This is a genomic window from Micromonospora sp. HUAS YX12, from assembly GCF_040215685.1.
Lineage (GTDB): Bacteria > Actinomycetota > Actinomycetes > Mycobacteriales > Micromonosporaceae > Micromonospora > Micromonospora tulbaghiae.
Genome location: NZ_CP157974.1, coordinates 5,387,527 through 5,402,825, shown reverse-complemented (window position 1 = coordinate 5,402,825; position 15,299 = coordinate 5,387,527). Strand labels below are relative to the sequence as shown.

5 protein-coding genes are annotated in these 15,299 nt (G+C 74.3%); all 5 read left to right on the top strand.

The window, feature by feature from the left end:
- Positions 1–18 precede the first annotated feature (18 nt).
- The 5 genes from ABIH81_RS25730 to ABIH81_RS25710 are packed head-to-tail and all read left to right on the top strand — an operon-like array spanning position 19 to position 15,247.
- On the top strand, positions 19–5,469 hold the full coding sequence (locus tag ABIH81_RS25730) for an SDR family NAD(P)-dependent oxidoreductase (protein WP_349877445.1): 5,451 nt from the start codon (positions 19–21) through the stop codon (positions 5,467–5,469).
- Positions 5,470–5,501: 32 nt separating this feature from the next.
- Positions 5,502–6,455, top strand: a complete 954-nt coding sequence (locus tag ABIH81_RS25725; RefSeq protein WP_349877444.1) for a TauD/TfdA family dioxygenase — start codon at positions 5,502–5,504, stop codon at positions 6,453–6,455.
- 1 nt (position 6,456) lies between these two features.
- On the top strand, positions 6,457–6,645 hold the full coding sequence (locus tag ABIH81_RS25720; protein ID WP_349877443.1) for an MbtH family NRPS accessory protein: 189 nt from the start codon (positions 6,457–6,459) through the stop codon (positions 6,643–6,645).
- On the top strand, positions 6,642–9,761 hold the full coding sequence (locus ABIH81_RS25715; protein ID WP_349877442.1) for an amino acid adenylation domain-containing protein: 3,120 nt from the start codon (positions 6,642–6,644) through the stop codon (positions 9,759–9,761). The genes ABIH81_RS25720 and ABIH81_RS25715 overlap by 4 nt, the downstream gene beginning before the upstream one ends.
- On the top strand, positions 9,761–15,247 hold the full coding sequence (locus tag ABIH81_RS25710) for an amino acid adenylation domain-containing protein (protein WP_349877441.1): 5,487 nt from the start codon (positions 9,761–9,763) through the stop codon (positions 15,245–15,247). Before ABIH81_RS25715 ends, ABIH81_RS25710 begins: the two co-directional genes overlap by 1 nt.
- The last annotated feature ends 52 nt before the right edge of the window (positions 15,248–15,299 follow it).

Genomic DNA, 15,299 nt, shown 5'->3' with positions numbered 1-15,299 from the left:
GTGAATGAAGGAACCCCCATGCAGAACGACATTCCCGCCGACGACGGCGTCGAGCCCATCGCCATCGTCGGGCTCGCCGCCCGCCTGCCCGGCGCGGCCGACGTCGACGAGTTCTGGCGCAACCTGGTCGACGGCGTGGAGTCGACGACCGAACTGACCCGCGAGGAGCAGCTCGCCCGCGGCGCCCAGCCGCAGGAGGTCGACGACCCGGGCTGGGTCAACCGTGCCCCGCTGGTGGACGGCTACGACGAGTTCGACGCCGGCCTGTTCGGGATGACCGCCCGCGAGGCCGAGATCACCGACCCGCAGCACCGGCTGTTCCTGGAGACCTGCTACACCGCGTTGCAGGACGCCGGCTACGACCCGGGCCGCTACGACGGCGCGGTGGGCGTGTACGCCGGCACCGGCGGCAACACGTACCTGCACCGCAACGTGATGCGCAACAAGCGGGTCGGCGGCAATCCGCACGGCGCGGTCTCGCTGGCCACCGGCAACTCGCCGAACTACGTGGCCACCAACGTGTCGTACCGGCTGGACCTGCGCGGCCCCAGCCTGACCGTGCACACCGCCTGCTCCACCTCCCTGGTGGCGTTCCACCTGGCCTGCGAGGCGCTGCGCAACGGCGAGTGCGACATGGCCCTGGCCGGCGGCGTCAACATCGAGCTGCCGCACGTCGGCTACCTCGGCATGGACGGCTTCACCTCGCCGGACGGGCGGTGCCGCCCGTTCGACGCCGGAGCGAACGGCACGGTGTGGGGCAGCGGCGTCGGTGTGACGCTGCTCAAGCGGCTCTCCGACGCGATCGCCGACGGCGACACCATCCGTGCGGTCGTGCTCGGCAACGCGATCAACAACGACGGCGCCGGGAAGGTCGGCTTCACCGCCCCCAGCATCGACGGGCAGATGGAGGCCGTCGCCCAGGCCGTCGCGCTCGCCGGCGTCGACCCGCGCAGCATCAGCTACGTCGAGGCGCACGGCACCGGCACCGCGCTCGGCGACCCGATCGAGGTCGCCGCGCTGTCCGCCGTCTACACCAAGGACACCGACGAGCGCGGCTGGTGCGGCATCGGCTCGGTGAAGTCGAACATCGGCCACCTCAGCCAGCCGTCCGGCATCGTCAGCGTGATCAAGACGGTGCTGGCGATGGAGCACGGGCTGATCCCGCCGACCATCAACTACGAGACGCCGAACCCGGCCATCGACTTCGCCGACACCCCGTTCTACGTGGCGAACACGCTGACCAAGTGGGACACCGACGGCGGGCCGCGCCGGGCCGGTGTCAGCTCCTTCGGCATCGGCGGCACCAACGCGCACGTGGTGCTGGAGGAGGCCCCGGCCGCGGGCCGGCACGAGCCGTCCGCCCGCCCGGCGCACCTGCTCCAGGTGTCGGCGAAGACCCCTGCCGCGCTGGACACCGCCGTGCGGCGGCTCGCCGACCACCTGGAGAGCGGCAGCGACGTGGCGCTGGCCGACGTGGCGCACACGCTGCGCGTCGGCCGCCAGGTGTACGGCCACCGCGCCGCGGTGGTCGCCGGCGACCCGGCGTCCGCCGCCGCCGCGCTGCGCGAGCGGCGCAAGGGTCACCGGGGAGTCGCCGACGGACCCGCGCCCCGGGTGGCGTTCCTGTTCAGCGGCCAGGGCTCGCAGTACGCCGGGATGGGCGCCGAGCTGTACGCGCAGGACGACGCGTACGCCGCCGCCGTCGACCAGTGCGCCGAGCTGCTCCGCCCCGAGCTGGGCCTGGACATCCGCGACCTGATCCTGGGCCGCGACCCGGACGCGGCGGACAGGCTCACGCAGACCCGCTACACCCAGCCCGCCCTGTTCACCGTCGAGTACGCCCTCGCCGCCGCCTGGCGGGCCGCCGGGGTGGCCCCGGCCGCGATGATCGGCCACTCCATCGGCGAGTACGTGGCCGCGACGGTGGCCGGGGTGCTCGACCTCGCCGACGCGCTGCGGGTGGTGGCCGCCCGGGGCCGGCTCATGCACTCGCTGCCGGCCGGTTCGATGCTGGCGGTCGCGCTGGACGAGTCGGAGGTGACCGGCCGGCTGCCCGAGGGCCTGTCGGTGGCCACCGTCAACGGCCCCGGCACCTGCGTGGTCGCCGGCGAGACCGCGCTCGTGGAGGAGTTCGCGGCGAGCCTCGGCGGCAAGAACAAGTCGAAGCTGCTGCGCACCTCGCACGCGTTCCACTCGCCGATGACGGACCCGATCCTGGACGAGTTCACCGCGCTGATGGCGACGGTGCCGCTGCGCGCCCCGGCGGTGCCGTTCGTGTCGAACGTGACCGGCACCTGGATCACCGAGGCGCAGGCCACCGACCCGGCGTACTGGGCCGCGCACCTGCGCCGCCCGGTCCGCTTCGGCGCGTGCGTGGCGACGCTGCTCGCCGAGGGCACCTGGGCGCTCGTCGAGTGCGGTCCCGGCCGGCAACTGGCCAACCTGGCCCGGATGCAGGTCGCCAAGGCCGGCGAGGCGCAGCGCGCGCTGACCCCGCTGGGCAGCCTGCCCGGCCCCGGCGAGCAGACCGGTGACGTGGCCGCGCTGCTCGGCACGGCCGGCGCGCTCTGGTGCGCCGGGGTGCCGGTGAGCCTCCCGGCCGACCCGCACGCGCGGCGGGTGCCGCTGCCCACGTACCCGTTCGAGCGGCGCCGCTACTGGATCGACCCGGACCCGGAGCAGGAGGTCGCCGCGGCGCTCGCCGAGACCGGCCCCCGCCCGCTGCCGGAGTGGTTCGCGGTGCCGGTGTGGCGGCAGGCCGCCCCGGTCCGCACGGCCGAGCCGCTGGGCCGCTGCCTGGTGCTGGCCGACGGCCCGCGCGGCGAGGCGCTCGTGGCCGCGTTGCGCGCCGCCGGCGACGACCCGGTCGAGGTACGCGCCGGCGAGGCGTTCGCCGCCACCCCGAACGGCTTCCGGCTGCGCCCCGGCGTACGCGCCGACGCCGAGGAACTGGTCGCCGCGCTCGGCGCCGACCTGCCCCGGCGGATCGTGCACGCGTTCGCGCTCGACGGCGACCCGGCGGGCACCGACCCGGCGGCCGCCTGGGCGGCGCAGGAGCGCGGCTTCTTCGGCGCGCTGCACCTGGTGCAGGCCCTGGCCGGCGCCGGTGTCACGGCCGACGAGGCGGGCGTACGCCTGGACCTGGTCACCGCCGGCATCGGCGACGTACGCGGCGACGACCTGGTCCGCCCCGAGCACGCCACGCTGGCGGGCCTGGCCCGGGTGCTCCCGGCCGAGCTGCCCGGCCTGACCGTGCGGCTGCTCGACACCGACCCGGCCGCGCGCGGCGTCGCCGCCCTGGTGGCCGAGCTGCGCAGCCCGGTCGACGCCGAGCACCCGGAGGTGGCGCTGCGCGGCGACCGCCGCTGGCTGGCCGGCTACGAGCAGGTCACCGTGGCCGCCGAGGACGAGCCGGGCGTGCTGCGCGAGGAGGGCCGCTACCTGATCACCGGCGGTCTCGGCGGCATCGGCGTCACCCTGGCCGAGGACTTCGCCCGCCGGGTCCGCGCCAAGCTGGTGCTGCTGGCCCGTTCCGGGCTGCCCGAGCGGGACGAGTGGGACGCGCACCTGGCGGTGCACGGCGGCGCCGACCGGGCCGGGCGGGCCATCGCGGCGATCCGCCGGATGGAGGCCGCGGGCGCCGAGGTGCTGGTGCTCGCCGCCGACGTCACCGACGCGGACGACCTGCGCCGGGTCCGCGACGAGGCGGAGCGCCGGTTCGGCGGGCTGGACGGCATCGTGCACGCCGCCGGCCTGCCCGGCGGCGGCATGGCCGAGGTGAAGGAGCGCGACGAGGCGCAGCGGGTGCTGGCCCCGAAGCTGGCCGGCACCCTGGCGCTGGCCCGGGTCTTCGGTGACCTGCCGCTGGACTTCGTCGTCCTCTGCTCCTCGATCACCGCGGTGATCGGCGGTTTCGGCCAGGTCGACTACTGCGCCGCGAACAACTTCCTGGACGCGTTCGCGCGCTCCGGCACCGGGTTCCGCGCGCCGGTGGTGTCGCAGAACTGGGGCGGCTGGGCCGAGGTCGGCATGGCGGTGGAGACCGCCGCACCGGCCGCGTTCCGGGCCGCCGGACGGGACACCGTGACCACCGCGGTCACGCACCCGGTCCTCACCACGATGGTCGCCGGCCCGGACGGCACGGTGCTGCACGGCCTGGTCTCGGCGGACACCCACTGGCTGCTCGACGAGCACCGGATCGGCGGGGTGCCGGTGGTGCCGGGCACCGCCCACCTGGAGTCGGTGCGTGCCGCGGTGGTCGCCGCGCTGCCCGCGCCGGGGCCGGACGCCGCGGTGGAGCTGCGCGACGTGGTGTTCCTGGAGCCGTTCCCGGTGCCGGACGGCACCGTGGCCCAGTACCGGGTCGAGCTGACCCCGGCCGAGGACGGCACGGACTTCACCGTCGCCAGCCTCGCCGCCGGCCAGGCGCGCACCCACGTACGCGGCACCGCCGGGTGGACCACCGACGCGGCCCCGCCGGCCGCCGTGCCGGCAGTGGCCGGGCGGCGGGTCGACGACGACGCCTCGTTCGGCCGGGGACGCACCAGCATGCTCACGTTCGGGCCGCGCTGGGCGGCGCTGGCCGAGCACCACCTCGCCGACGGTGAGGAGCTGGCCCGGGTGCAGGCACCAGCCGCCGCGCTCGGCGACCTGCCCTCCTGGGGAATGCACCCGGCGCTGCTGGACGTGGCCACCGCGTTCGGCCGCGGGCAGGGCTCCGGTACCTACCTGCCGCTGTCGTACGGCCGGATCGTGGTGCGCGGGCCGCTGCCGGCGACGTTCCACAGTCACCTGCGGCACCGGCCCGCCGCCACCGACGAGGTGGTCGCCGCCGACCTGTCGCTGCGCGACCCGGACGGCCGGGAGCTGGTCGCGATCAGCGACTTCGTGCTGCGCCGGGTCGACCAGGACGCGGTCACCGGCAACCTGGCCGAGTCCCCGGCCGCGGCCGGTGACGCCCCGGCGCCGGTCACCGAGGACATCCGCCCGGTCGACGGCGCGGAGGCGTTCCGCCGCAGCCTCGCCGCCGGTCTCGGCGCCCAGGTGGTGATCACCACCCGGACCGTTGCCGACATCCGGCGCCGGGCGGCCCGGGTCACCACGGACAGCCTCACCGAGGAGACCGACGCGCCGGCCGGTACGACGCCCGCCACCGGCGGCGGCTCGGCGGCGCCCGGCACCGAGCTGGAGAAGACGATCGCCCAGGTGTGGCGCGACGGCCTCGGCGTCACCGACGTCGGCGTGGACGACGACTTCTTCGCCCTCGGCGGCAACTCGCTGGTCGCCGTGCAGCTCATCGCCGCCATGCGCAAGGCGACCGGCGTACGGCTGCCGATGCGCAGCCTCTTCGAGACCCCCACGGTGGCCGGACTGGCCGCCCGGATCGAGGAACTGCGCGCCGAGGCGCCCGCCGACGCACCGGCCGCCCCGGCGGCCATCCCGGCCATCCCGCGGCTGCCCCGCGGCTGACATCCCGACGCAGAACCAGGAGACACCGCACCATGAGCGAGACAACCACGACGCTGCCGGTGGTCGTCGAGAGCGACGGCCGGGCGCTGACCGACCTGATCGCGGCCCGCCGCGCCGAGCTGCGGGACACCCTCGTCGCCAGCGGAGGGCTGCTGTTCCGCGGCTTCGACGTGGGCGGCGTGGACGGCTTCGACCAGGCCGTACGCGCGCTCGCCGGCGAGCCGCTGACCTACACCGAGCGTTCCTCGCCCCGGCACTCCATCAAGGGCCGGGTCTACACCTCGACCGACTACCCGCCGGACGAGGAGATCTTCCTGCACAACGAGAACTCGTACCAGGCGCGCTGGCCGCTGACGCTGTTCTTCTACTGCGTCACGCCGCCGCAGACGCAGGGCGCCACGCCGCTGGCCGACGTGCGCCGGGTGTACGAGCTGATCGACCCGGCGGTCCGCGAGGAGTTCATCCGCCGACGGTGGATGCTGGTGCGCAACTTCCACGGCGACTTCGGCACCCGCTGGCAGGAGGTGTTCAACACCGAGAGCCGCGCCGAGGTCGAGGCGTACGCGGCGGACAACGGGATCACGGTGGAGTGGGTCGGCAAGGACGGCCTGCGTACCCGCGCGGTCCGCGACGTGGTGCACCACCGGCCCGGGTCGGACACCCCGCGCTGGTTCAACCACGCCACCTTCTTCCACCTCAGCACGCTGCCGAAGGACTACCAGGAGGGGCTGCTGGCCATGTTCGGCGCCGACGGGCTGCCGTCGAACACCTACTACGGCGACGGCGGCGAGATCCCCGCCGACGTGATGGACCACCTGCGCGCCGCCTACCGGGCGGCCACCGTCCGCTTCGACTACCAGCGCGACGACGTGCTGGTGGTGGACAACATGACCGCCGCGCACGGCCGGGAGCCGTTCACCGGCCCCCGCAAGATCGCCGTGGCGATGGCCGAGCCGCACACCCCCGAGAACGCAGGAGCGAACTGACATGGCCGAACCCCGATTCCTGGTCGTCCGCAACGACGAGGAGCAGTACTCGATCTGGTCGGCCGACCGGGACCTGCCCGCCGGCTGGCACGGCACCGGCTTCGCCGGCACCCGCGAGGAGTGCCTGGCCCACGTGGACGAGGTCTGGACCGACATGCGTCCCCGCTCCGTGCGCGAGGGGCTCTCATGACCCAGGAGTGGACCTTCCCGGCCTCCTACGCCCAGGAGCGGGTGTGGATGGCCAACCAGCTCGACGCCGGGTCACCGGTGTTCAACGTGTCCTTCCCGTGGCTGTTCCCGGCCGGCGTGGACGCCGGCACGGCCAGTGACGTGGTCAACCGGGTGATCGCCCGGCACGAGGCGCTGCGTACCCACCTGCGGACCGACGACGGCGCGCTGGTGCAGGTCGTACGCGCCCACGAGCCGGCGCCGCTGCCGGTCACCGACGTCACCCACCTGCCGGCGGGTGAGCAGCGGGCCGAGTTCGAGCGCATCCGCGGCGAGATGGCGCGGCTGCCGATCCCGCTGGACGCGGCGCCGCTGTGGCGGGCCCGGCTGATCCGCATGACCGAAGGGCTGGCGCTGGCGTTCGTGGTGCACCACGCCGTCTTCGACAGCCACTCGGCGGTGCTGTTCCACACCGAGCTGGTCGCGTTCTGCGACGCCGCGCGCACCGGCGCCGAGCCCGCCGTGCCCGAGCTGCCCATCCAGTACGCCGACTTCGCGGTCTGGCAGCGCCAGCAGCTCACCGGCGAGGAACTGGACCGGCAGCTCGCGTTCTGGACCGGTCACCTGGCCGGCGCGCCGCCGGTCACCGGCCTGCCGCTGGACCGGCCCCGCCCGGCCCAGCTCGGCTTCGCCGGTGACGAGGTGCGCTTCACGCTGCCCGACGGGCTGCTGGACCGCGTCGGCGCGCTGGCCACCGGCGCGCAGGCCACCCCGTACATGGTGCTGCTGGCCGGTTTCGCGGCGCTGCTGTCGCGGATCTCCGGCGACGCCGACGTGGTGGTCGGCGTCTCCACGGCGGGCCGGGACAACCCGGAGCTGACGCCGCTGATCGGCATGTTCGTCAACCCGGTGGCGCTGCGCTGCGACGTCTCCGGCGACCCGACGTTCGCGGCGCTGCTCGGCCGGGTCCGCAACGGCCTGATCGACGCCATGGAGCACGGGCAGACGCCGTTCCAGAAGATCGTCGAGGCGGTCGACCCGCAGCGTGACCCGGCGGTGCAGCCGATCTTCCAGACCGCCCTGAACTGGATCCCGGACTCCGGACTCGACCCGGTGGAGCTGGGCACCACGAAGGACGACCTGGCCTTCGACATCACCACCGGCGACTGCCGCCTGGTCTACCGCACCGACCTGTTCGACCGGTCCACGGCCGAGACGGTGGTCCGCCGATACGTACGGCTGCTCGACGCCGCCGTCGCCGAGCCGGAGCGTACGGTCGGCGCGCTGCCGCTGCTCACCGACACCGAGCGGGACCGGGTGCTCGGCGCCTGGAACGACACCGCCCGCGACGTGCCGGTGACCACAGTGGTCGACGAGGTGCAGCGGCAGGCCGCCGCCACCCCGGACGCGGCGGCGCTGGTGTGCGACGGCGTGACGCTCGGCTACGGCGAGCTGAACACCGCCGCGAACCGGCTGGCCCGGCTACTCGTGGCGCGGGGCGCCGGCCCGGAGACCCGGGTCGCGCTGGCGCTGCCCCGCTCCTGCGACCTGGTCGTGGCGATGCTGGCGGTGCTCAAGGCCGGCGCCGCGTACGTGCCGGTGGACACCGCGTACCCGGCCGGGCGGATCGCGTACCTGCTGGCCGACGCCGCGCCCGCGCTGGTGGTGACCGCGCCGGACACCGCCGCCCTGGTGCCCGGCGACGCGCTGGTGCTCGACGGCGAGGTCGGCTCGGACCAGTCCGGCGACGACCTCACCGACGCCGACCGGGTCGCGCCGCTGCGCCCCGAGCACCCGGCGTACGTGCTCTACACCTCCGGCTCGACCGGCCGCCCGAAGGGCGTGGTGGTCGAGCACCGGGCGGTGACCGCGTACCTGGCCTGGGCCCGCGCCACCTACCCGGGGCTGGCCGGGGTGGCGCTGCTGCACTCGCCGGTCTCGTTCGACCTCACCGTCACCGGCCTGCTCGGCACGCTCACCGCCGGCGGCACGGTGCGGCTCGCCGCGATCGACGATCCCGCCGCCCGCGCCGGCGGCCGGCCGGCCTTCCTCAAGGTCACGCCGAGCCACCTGCCGCTGCTCGACGCCGAGCTGTCGCCCACGGCCGACCTGGTGATCGGCGGCGAGGCGCTGACCGGGGAGCAGCTCGCCGCCTGGCGGGCCGCGCACCCCGAAGTGGCGGTGATCAACGAGTACGGCCCGACGGAGGCCACTGTGGGCTGCGTCGCGGCCCGGGTCGCCCCCGGCGAGCCGGTCCCGGCCGGTCCGGTGCCGATCGGCACGCCCACCTGGAACACCCGGGCGCTGCTGCTCGACGCCGCCCTGCGGCCGGTGCCCCCGGGCGTGGTGGGGGAGCTGTACGTCACCGGCACCCAGCTCGCGCGCGGCTACCACGACCGGCCCGGCCTGACCGCCGAGCGGTTCCTGCCCTGCCCGTACGGCCCGCCCGGCGCCCGGATGTACGCCACCGGCGACCTGGCCCGCTGGCGTGCCGACGGCACGCTGGACTACCTGGGCCGCCGCGACGACCAGGTCAAGGTGCGCGGCATGCGCATCGAGCTGGGCGAGGTCGAGGCCGCGCTGCTGGCCCACCCGGACGTGCGCGCCGCCGCCGCGGCGGTACGCACCGACGGCGGCGAGCCGACGCTCGTCGGCTACCTGGTGGGCCCGGCCCACGAGGACTCGGTCCGCGCCGAACTGGCCCGCGAGCTGCCCGCGCACCTGGTGCCGGCCGCCCTGGTCCGGCTGGACGCGCTGCCGCTGACGCCCAACGGCAAGCTGGACCGCGCCGCGCTGCCCGCCCCGGCGGCGGCCGAGCCGGCCCAGGACAGCTACGTCGCGCCCCGCACCGAGGCCGAGGCCCTGGTCGCCGAGGTGTACGCCGAGATCCTCCAGGTGGAGAAGGTCGGCGCCCTGGACGACTTCTTCGCCCTCGGCGGCAACTCGCTGCGCGGCATGCGGGCGATGGCCCGGATCCGCGCCGAGGTGGACGTCGACCTGCCCATGCGGGCGCTGTTCAGCAGCCCCGCGGTGGCGGACCTGGCCGCCCAGATCGAACAGCGGATCGCCGCCGAACTCGACGGGCTCTCCGACACCGAGGTCGCCGCGCTGCTCGCGGCGGAAGAGGGAACCAACTGATGACCGACCTGAAGGATCCGGCCCGCGAGGCGGCCCGGCAGGCGCTGATCGCCCGACGGCTACGCGCCCGCCAGACCGCCCCCGCGGCCCGGATCGCCCCCCGCCCGTCCGGCGCCCAGGTGCCGCTGTCCTATGCCCAGGAGCGGGTCTGGTTCATGGACCAGCTCGCCCCGGGCGAGGCGGCGTACCACATCGCGGTGCCGCTGCGGGTACGCGGACCACTCGACGTGGACGCGCTGCGCGCCGCGCTGACCGCGCTGGCCGACCGGCACGAGTCGCAGCGCACCCGCTTCCCGGCCGACGCCGACGGCCGTCCCACAGTGGTCGTCGCGGACACCGCCGACGTGCCGCTCACGGTGGTGGACGCGCCGGACGAGGCCGCCGCGCAGGCGCTCGTCGACGCGGCGGCGGCCGAGCCGTTCGACCTGGCGAACGGACCGCTGCTGCGGGCCCTGCTGATCCGTCTGACCGCCGAGGACCACGTGCTGTTCCTCGCCCAGCACCACATCGTCGGCGACGGCTGGTCGGTGGACGTGCTGCTGCGTGACCTGATCACGCTCTACCGGGGCGGCGAGCCGCCCGCCCTGCCGATCCAGTACGGCGACTTCGCCGTCTGGGAGGCCCAGGAACTGGACGGCCCGCAGGCGCGGGCGCACGTCGACTACTGGAAGCAGCGGCTGGCCGGCATCACCCCGCTGGAACTGCCGCTGGACCGGCCGCGCCCGGCCACCCAGACGTACCGGGGCGACTTCGTCGAGTTCCAGCTCGACCCGGCCGCCACCGAGGCGCTCAACGCGCTCACCCGCGACAGCGGCGGCACGCTGTTCATGACGCTGCTCGCCGCGTACCAGGTGCTGCTGGCCCGGCACGCCGGCCAGGACGACTTCGCAATCGGCGCGTCGGTGGCCGGCCGGTCCGCGCCGGAGCTGGAGAACGTCGTCGGCATGTTCATCAACATGCTGCCGCTGCGCGCCGACCTGGCCGACGACCCGACGTTCGCGGAGCTGCTGGAGCGCACCCGGCGTACCGTGCTGGACGGGTTCGAGCACGCCGAGGTGCCGTTCGCCAAGGTGGTCCACGAGCTGGGCCTGCCGCGCGACGTCAGCCGCTCCCCGGTGTTCCAGGCCATGTTCGTGCTGCAGAACTACGAGATGGGCCGGTTCACCGGCGTGTCCCGCACCGACGAGGTCACGTTCTCCTGGACCCCGATGGAGTTGCGGGCCACCCGGTTCGACTTCGAGCTGCACGCGGTGGAGACCGTCGACGGGCTCTGGGGCAAGCTGGTCTTCAACACCGACCTGTTCGACCGGGCCACAGTCGAGCGGATGGCGCAGCGGTGGACCGCCCTGCTGGACGCGGTCGTCGCCGCGCCGGACACCCCGGTGTCCCGCCTGCCGCTGCTGCCCGCCGCCGAGCGGGAACTGCTGGCCGCCTGGAACGACACCACAGCCGGCTTCCCGCACGAGCAGACGCTGCACGGCCCGATCGAGGCGCGCGCCGCGGCCACCCCGGACGCCGTCGCGGTCACCATCGACGGGCACAGCCGCACGTACGCCGAGCTGAACGCGCAGGCCAACCGCGTCGCGCACCGGCTGCGCGCGGCGGGCGTCGGCCCGGAGACCCTCGTCGGGGTCTGCGCGGAACGCTCCGTGGAACTGGTCGCCGGGCTGCTCGGCGTGCTCAAGGCCGGCGGCGCGTACCTGCCGCTGGACCCGGAGTACCCGGCCGACCGGCTCGCGTTCATGGTCGGCGACGCGGACGCGCCGGTCGTGCTGATCCAGTCGCACCTGCGCGACGTGCTGCCGGACACCGGCGCCACTGTGCTCGAACTGGACGACGCCACGGTCTGGGCCGGTCAGCCCGAGACCGACCCGGCGCCGGCCGCCGGGCCGGAGCACCTGGCGTACGTCATCTACACCTCCGGTTCCACCGGCCGCCCGAAGGGCGTGCCGAACACGCACCGGGGCATCGTCAACCGGCTCGACTGGATGCAGAGGACGTACGGCCTCGGCGCCGACGACGCGGTGCTCCAGAAGACCCCGGCGAGCTTCGACGTGTCGGTGTGGGAGTTCTTCTGGCCGCTGCGCACCGGCGCCCGCCTGGTGCTGGCCAAGCCCGGCGGCCACAAGGACGCCGGCTACCTGCGCGACCTGCTCGTGTCCGAGCGGATCACCACCGCCCACTTCGTCCCGTCGATGCTCACCGTCTTCCTCGCCGAGGACGGCGTCGAGGCGGCCACCGCGCTGCGCCGGGTGATCTGCTCCGGTGAGGAGCTGCCGCTGGCCTCGGCGGCCGACTTCACCGCCCGGCTGCCCTGGTGCGGCCTGCACAACCTGTACGGCCCGACCGAGGCGGCCATCGACGTGACCGCCTGGGCGTGCGAGCCGGACCGGCTCGCCGAGGTGACGAGCGTGCCGATCGGCGCGCCGATCGCCAACCTGCGACTGCACGTGCTCGACCCGTCCGGCGCGCAGTGCCCGGTCGGGGTGGCCGGTGAGCTGCACATCGGCGGCGTCGGGCTGGCCCGCGGCTACCACCGCCGGCCCGCGCTGACGGCGGAGAAGTTCGTCCCCGACCCGTTCTCCTTCGAGCCGGGCGCCCGCCTCTACCGCACCGGTGACCTGGCCCGCTGGGTGGTCGGCCCGGACGGTGCCGGGGTGATCGAGTTCCTGGGCCGCATCGACCACCAGGTCAAGCTGCGCGGCCTGCGCATCGAGCTGGGCGAGATCGAGAGCGCGCTGCGCGAGCAGCCGGGCGTCACCGAGGCCACGGTGGTCGTCCGGGAGGACAGCCCGGGCGACAAGCGGCTCACCGCGTACCTGGTGGGGGAGGCCGAGCACGCCGCGCTGAAGGCGGCGCTGAAGGACACGCTGCCGGAGTACATGGTGCCGGCCGCGTTCGTCACGCTCGACGCGCTGCCGCTGACCCCGAACGGCAAGCTGGACCGCAAGGCGCTGCCCGCGCCGGTGGTCGCCCGCGAGGCGTCGGTGGCGCTTGTGGAGCCGCGCGACGACACCGAGCGGGCGCTCGCAGCGATCTGGTCCGAGGTGCTGGGCGTGGACACGCTCGGCATCGACGACGACTTCTTCGACCTGGGCGGGCACTCGATGCTCGCCACCCAGGTGGTCGCGAAGATCCGCAAGGCGGAGCTGGGCGGCCGGGCGGTCGGTGTGATGGACCTGTTCCAGCAGCGCACCATCCGCGACCTCGCCGCGTTCATCTCCGGCGACGCCGCGCAGGAGGGGCCGCGCCGGCTGCTCTACGAGCTGACCAAGCCGATCCCGGCGGGCAAGCGGGTGCTGACGTACGTCTGCGTCCCGTACGGCGGCGGCAGCGCCATCGTCTACCAGCCGCTGGCCGACGCGCTGCCGGCCGGGTACGGGCTGTGGTCGCTGGCGATCCCCGGCCACGACGTGGGTCTCAGCGAGGACGCGCTGCCGTTCGACGAGCTGACCAGCCGGGTCGCCGACGAGATTCTGGAGCGGGTCGAGGGGCCGATCGCCCTGTACGGCCACTGCGGCGTGGGCAGCGCCATCCTCGCCGACGTGGCCCGCAAGGTCGAGGCAGCCGGCCGGGACCTGGAGGCCGTCTACATCGGCGCCATGTTCCCGTTCGCCCGCCCGAAGGGCGTGATCGCGGCGCTGCGCGACCGCCTCGAGCGGCTCAGCAGCAACAGGCACTCCGCGAGCTGGCTCAAGTCGATGGGTGTGGACACCGACGAGCTGGAGCCGGAGCAGGCCGACCGGATCATCAGCAACATGCGGGCCGACTCCCGCGCCTCGGAGGAGTACTTCACCCGGCTGCTGGACCAGCAGGCGGCGAAGCTGCGCGCGCCGATCATCTCGGTGGTCGGCTCCGAGGACCCGGTGACCGACTACTACCGCGAGCGGTACGCCGAGTGGCAGTTCCTCAGCGACACGCTCGGCCTCGTGGTGCTCGACCAGGCCGGGCACTTCTTCCTCAAGTACCGGGCCGAGGAACTGGCCGAGATCGTCACCCGGGTGCACCCGGCGGTGGCCGCCGGTGACGTCGGCGCGCTCACGCCGGAGGCCCGCGGTGAGGACGCCGGCTGGGTGGTGGCCGACACGCTGCGGGTCGGGGAGGACCGCAAGCCCACCAAGACGGTCAAGCCGAGCATGGGCCGGTTCATGGCCATCACGACCGGCCAGCTCATCTCCAGCACCGGTTCCGCGCTGACCGCGTTCGCGCTGCCGATCTGGCTGTTCAACCGCACCGGCTCGGTGGCGAACCTCGGCCTGCTCTGGGCGCTCGCGCTGATCTGCGGCGTGCTCATGCTGCCGGTGGCCGGCGCCCTGGTCGACCGGGTCAGCCGGCGGCGGATCATGATGACGGCGAGCTGCTTCGCCGGTTCCGTCCAGCTCGTGCTGGCCGCCCTGTTGTGGACCGACAACCTGGTGCTCTGGCACATCTACATGCTGGTGGCGCTGAGTTCGGTGGCCGGTTCGTTCCAGCGGATCGCGTTCCAGTCGGCGGTGCCGCAGCTGGTGCCCAAGCGCTACCTCGGGCACGCCATGGGCATCACCCAGCTCTCCACCGGTGTGGCGACGCTGCTCATGCCGGCGTTCGCGGCCGGCCTGCTCGCCACCATCGAGCTGAAGGGCATCCTGCTGGTCGACGTGGCCAGCTACGTGTTCGCGGTGCTCACTCTCGCCGTGGTCCGCTTCCCGGACGCGCTGGGCTGGCGGCCCCGGGAACGGCTGCTGGTGGCCATCGCCAACGGCATGCGCTACTCCTGGCGGCACCGCGGGTTCCGGCTGATGCTCGGCTACTTCGCGCTGGGCAACATCTTCCTGGCGCCCGCGCTGGTGCTCATCACGCCGCTGGTGCTGTCGTTCGGCAGCCCGACGCAGGTGGCGCAGGTGGCGCTGGCCGAGGCGGTCGGCGCGGTGCTCGGCGGCGTGCTCATGTCGCTGTGGGGCGGCCCGCGCAAGCGCCGCATGATCGGCGTGCTGATCGGCAACCTGGGCACCGCGATCGGCTGCGTGCTGATCGGCCTGGACGCGTCGGTGGCGATGATCTGTGTCGGCTTCTGCTGGCTGGCCATGTCGATGACCACCGCGCAGTCGATCTACGCGACGATCGTCCAGGTGAAGGTGCCGCAGCGCTTCCACGGCCGGGTGTTCAGCCTCAACCAGACCATCTCCTGGTCGACGCTGCCGATCGGGTTCGCGCTGCTCGCGCCGGGCGCCACCGCGCTGTTCGAGCCGATGCTCGCCCCGGGCGGGGCGCTCGCCGGTTCGGTGGGCGCGGTGATCGGCACCGGTCCGGGCCGGGGCATCGGCTTCGCGTACATCTGCTTCGGCGTGGCGCTGATCCTGATCACGCTCGGCGGTTTCGCGATCCGGCTGCTGCGACGGTTCGACCTGGAGGTGGAGGACTCCCTGCCGGACGACCTGATCGGCGCCCAGGAGCGCGAGAAGCGCCTGGCCGCCAAGGCCGAGAAGAAGGAACTCGCTTCGGTCTGACCGTGTCGATCAAGGAGTTCGCGTCGTCCCGGCCGGCGCGAACTCCTTGATC

Excerpts from the sequence above, each read along its gene's own strand:
- ABIH81_RS25725 (WP_349877444.1), top strand. The coding sequence starts at position 5,502 with ATGAGCGAGACAACCACGACGCTGCCGGTGGTCGTCGAGAGCGACGGC.
- ABIH81_RS25710 (WP_349877441.1), top strand. The coding sequence starts at position 9,761 with ATGACCGACCTGAAGGATCCGGCCCGCGAGGCGGCCCGGCAGGCGCTG.
- ABIH81_RS25720 (WP_349877443.1), top strand. The coding sequence starts at position 6,457 with ATGGCCGAACCCCGATTCCTGGTCGTCCGCAACGACGAGGAGCAGTAC.
- ABIH81_RS25715 (WP_349877442.1), top strand. The coding sequence starts at position 6,642 with ATGACCCAGGAGTGGACCTTCCCGGCCTCCTACGCCCAGGAGCGGGTG.
- ABIH81_RS25730 (WP_349877445.1), top strand. The coding sequence starts at position 19 with ATGCAGAACGACATTCCCGCCGACGACGGCGTCGAGCCCATCGCCATC.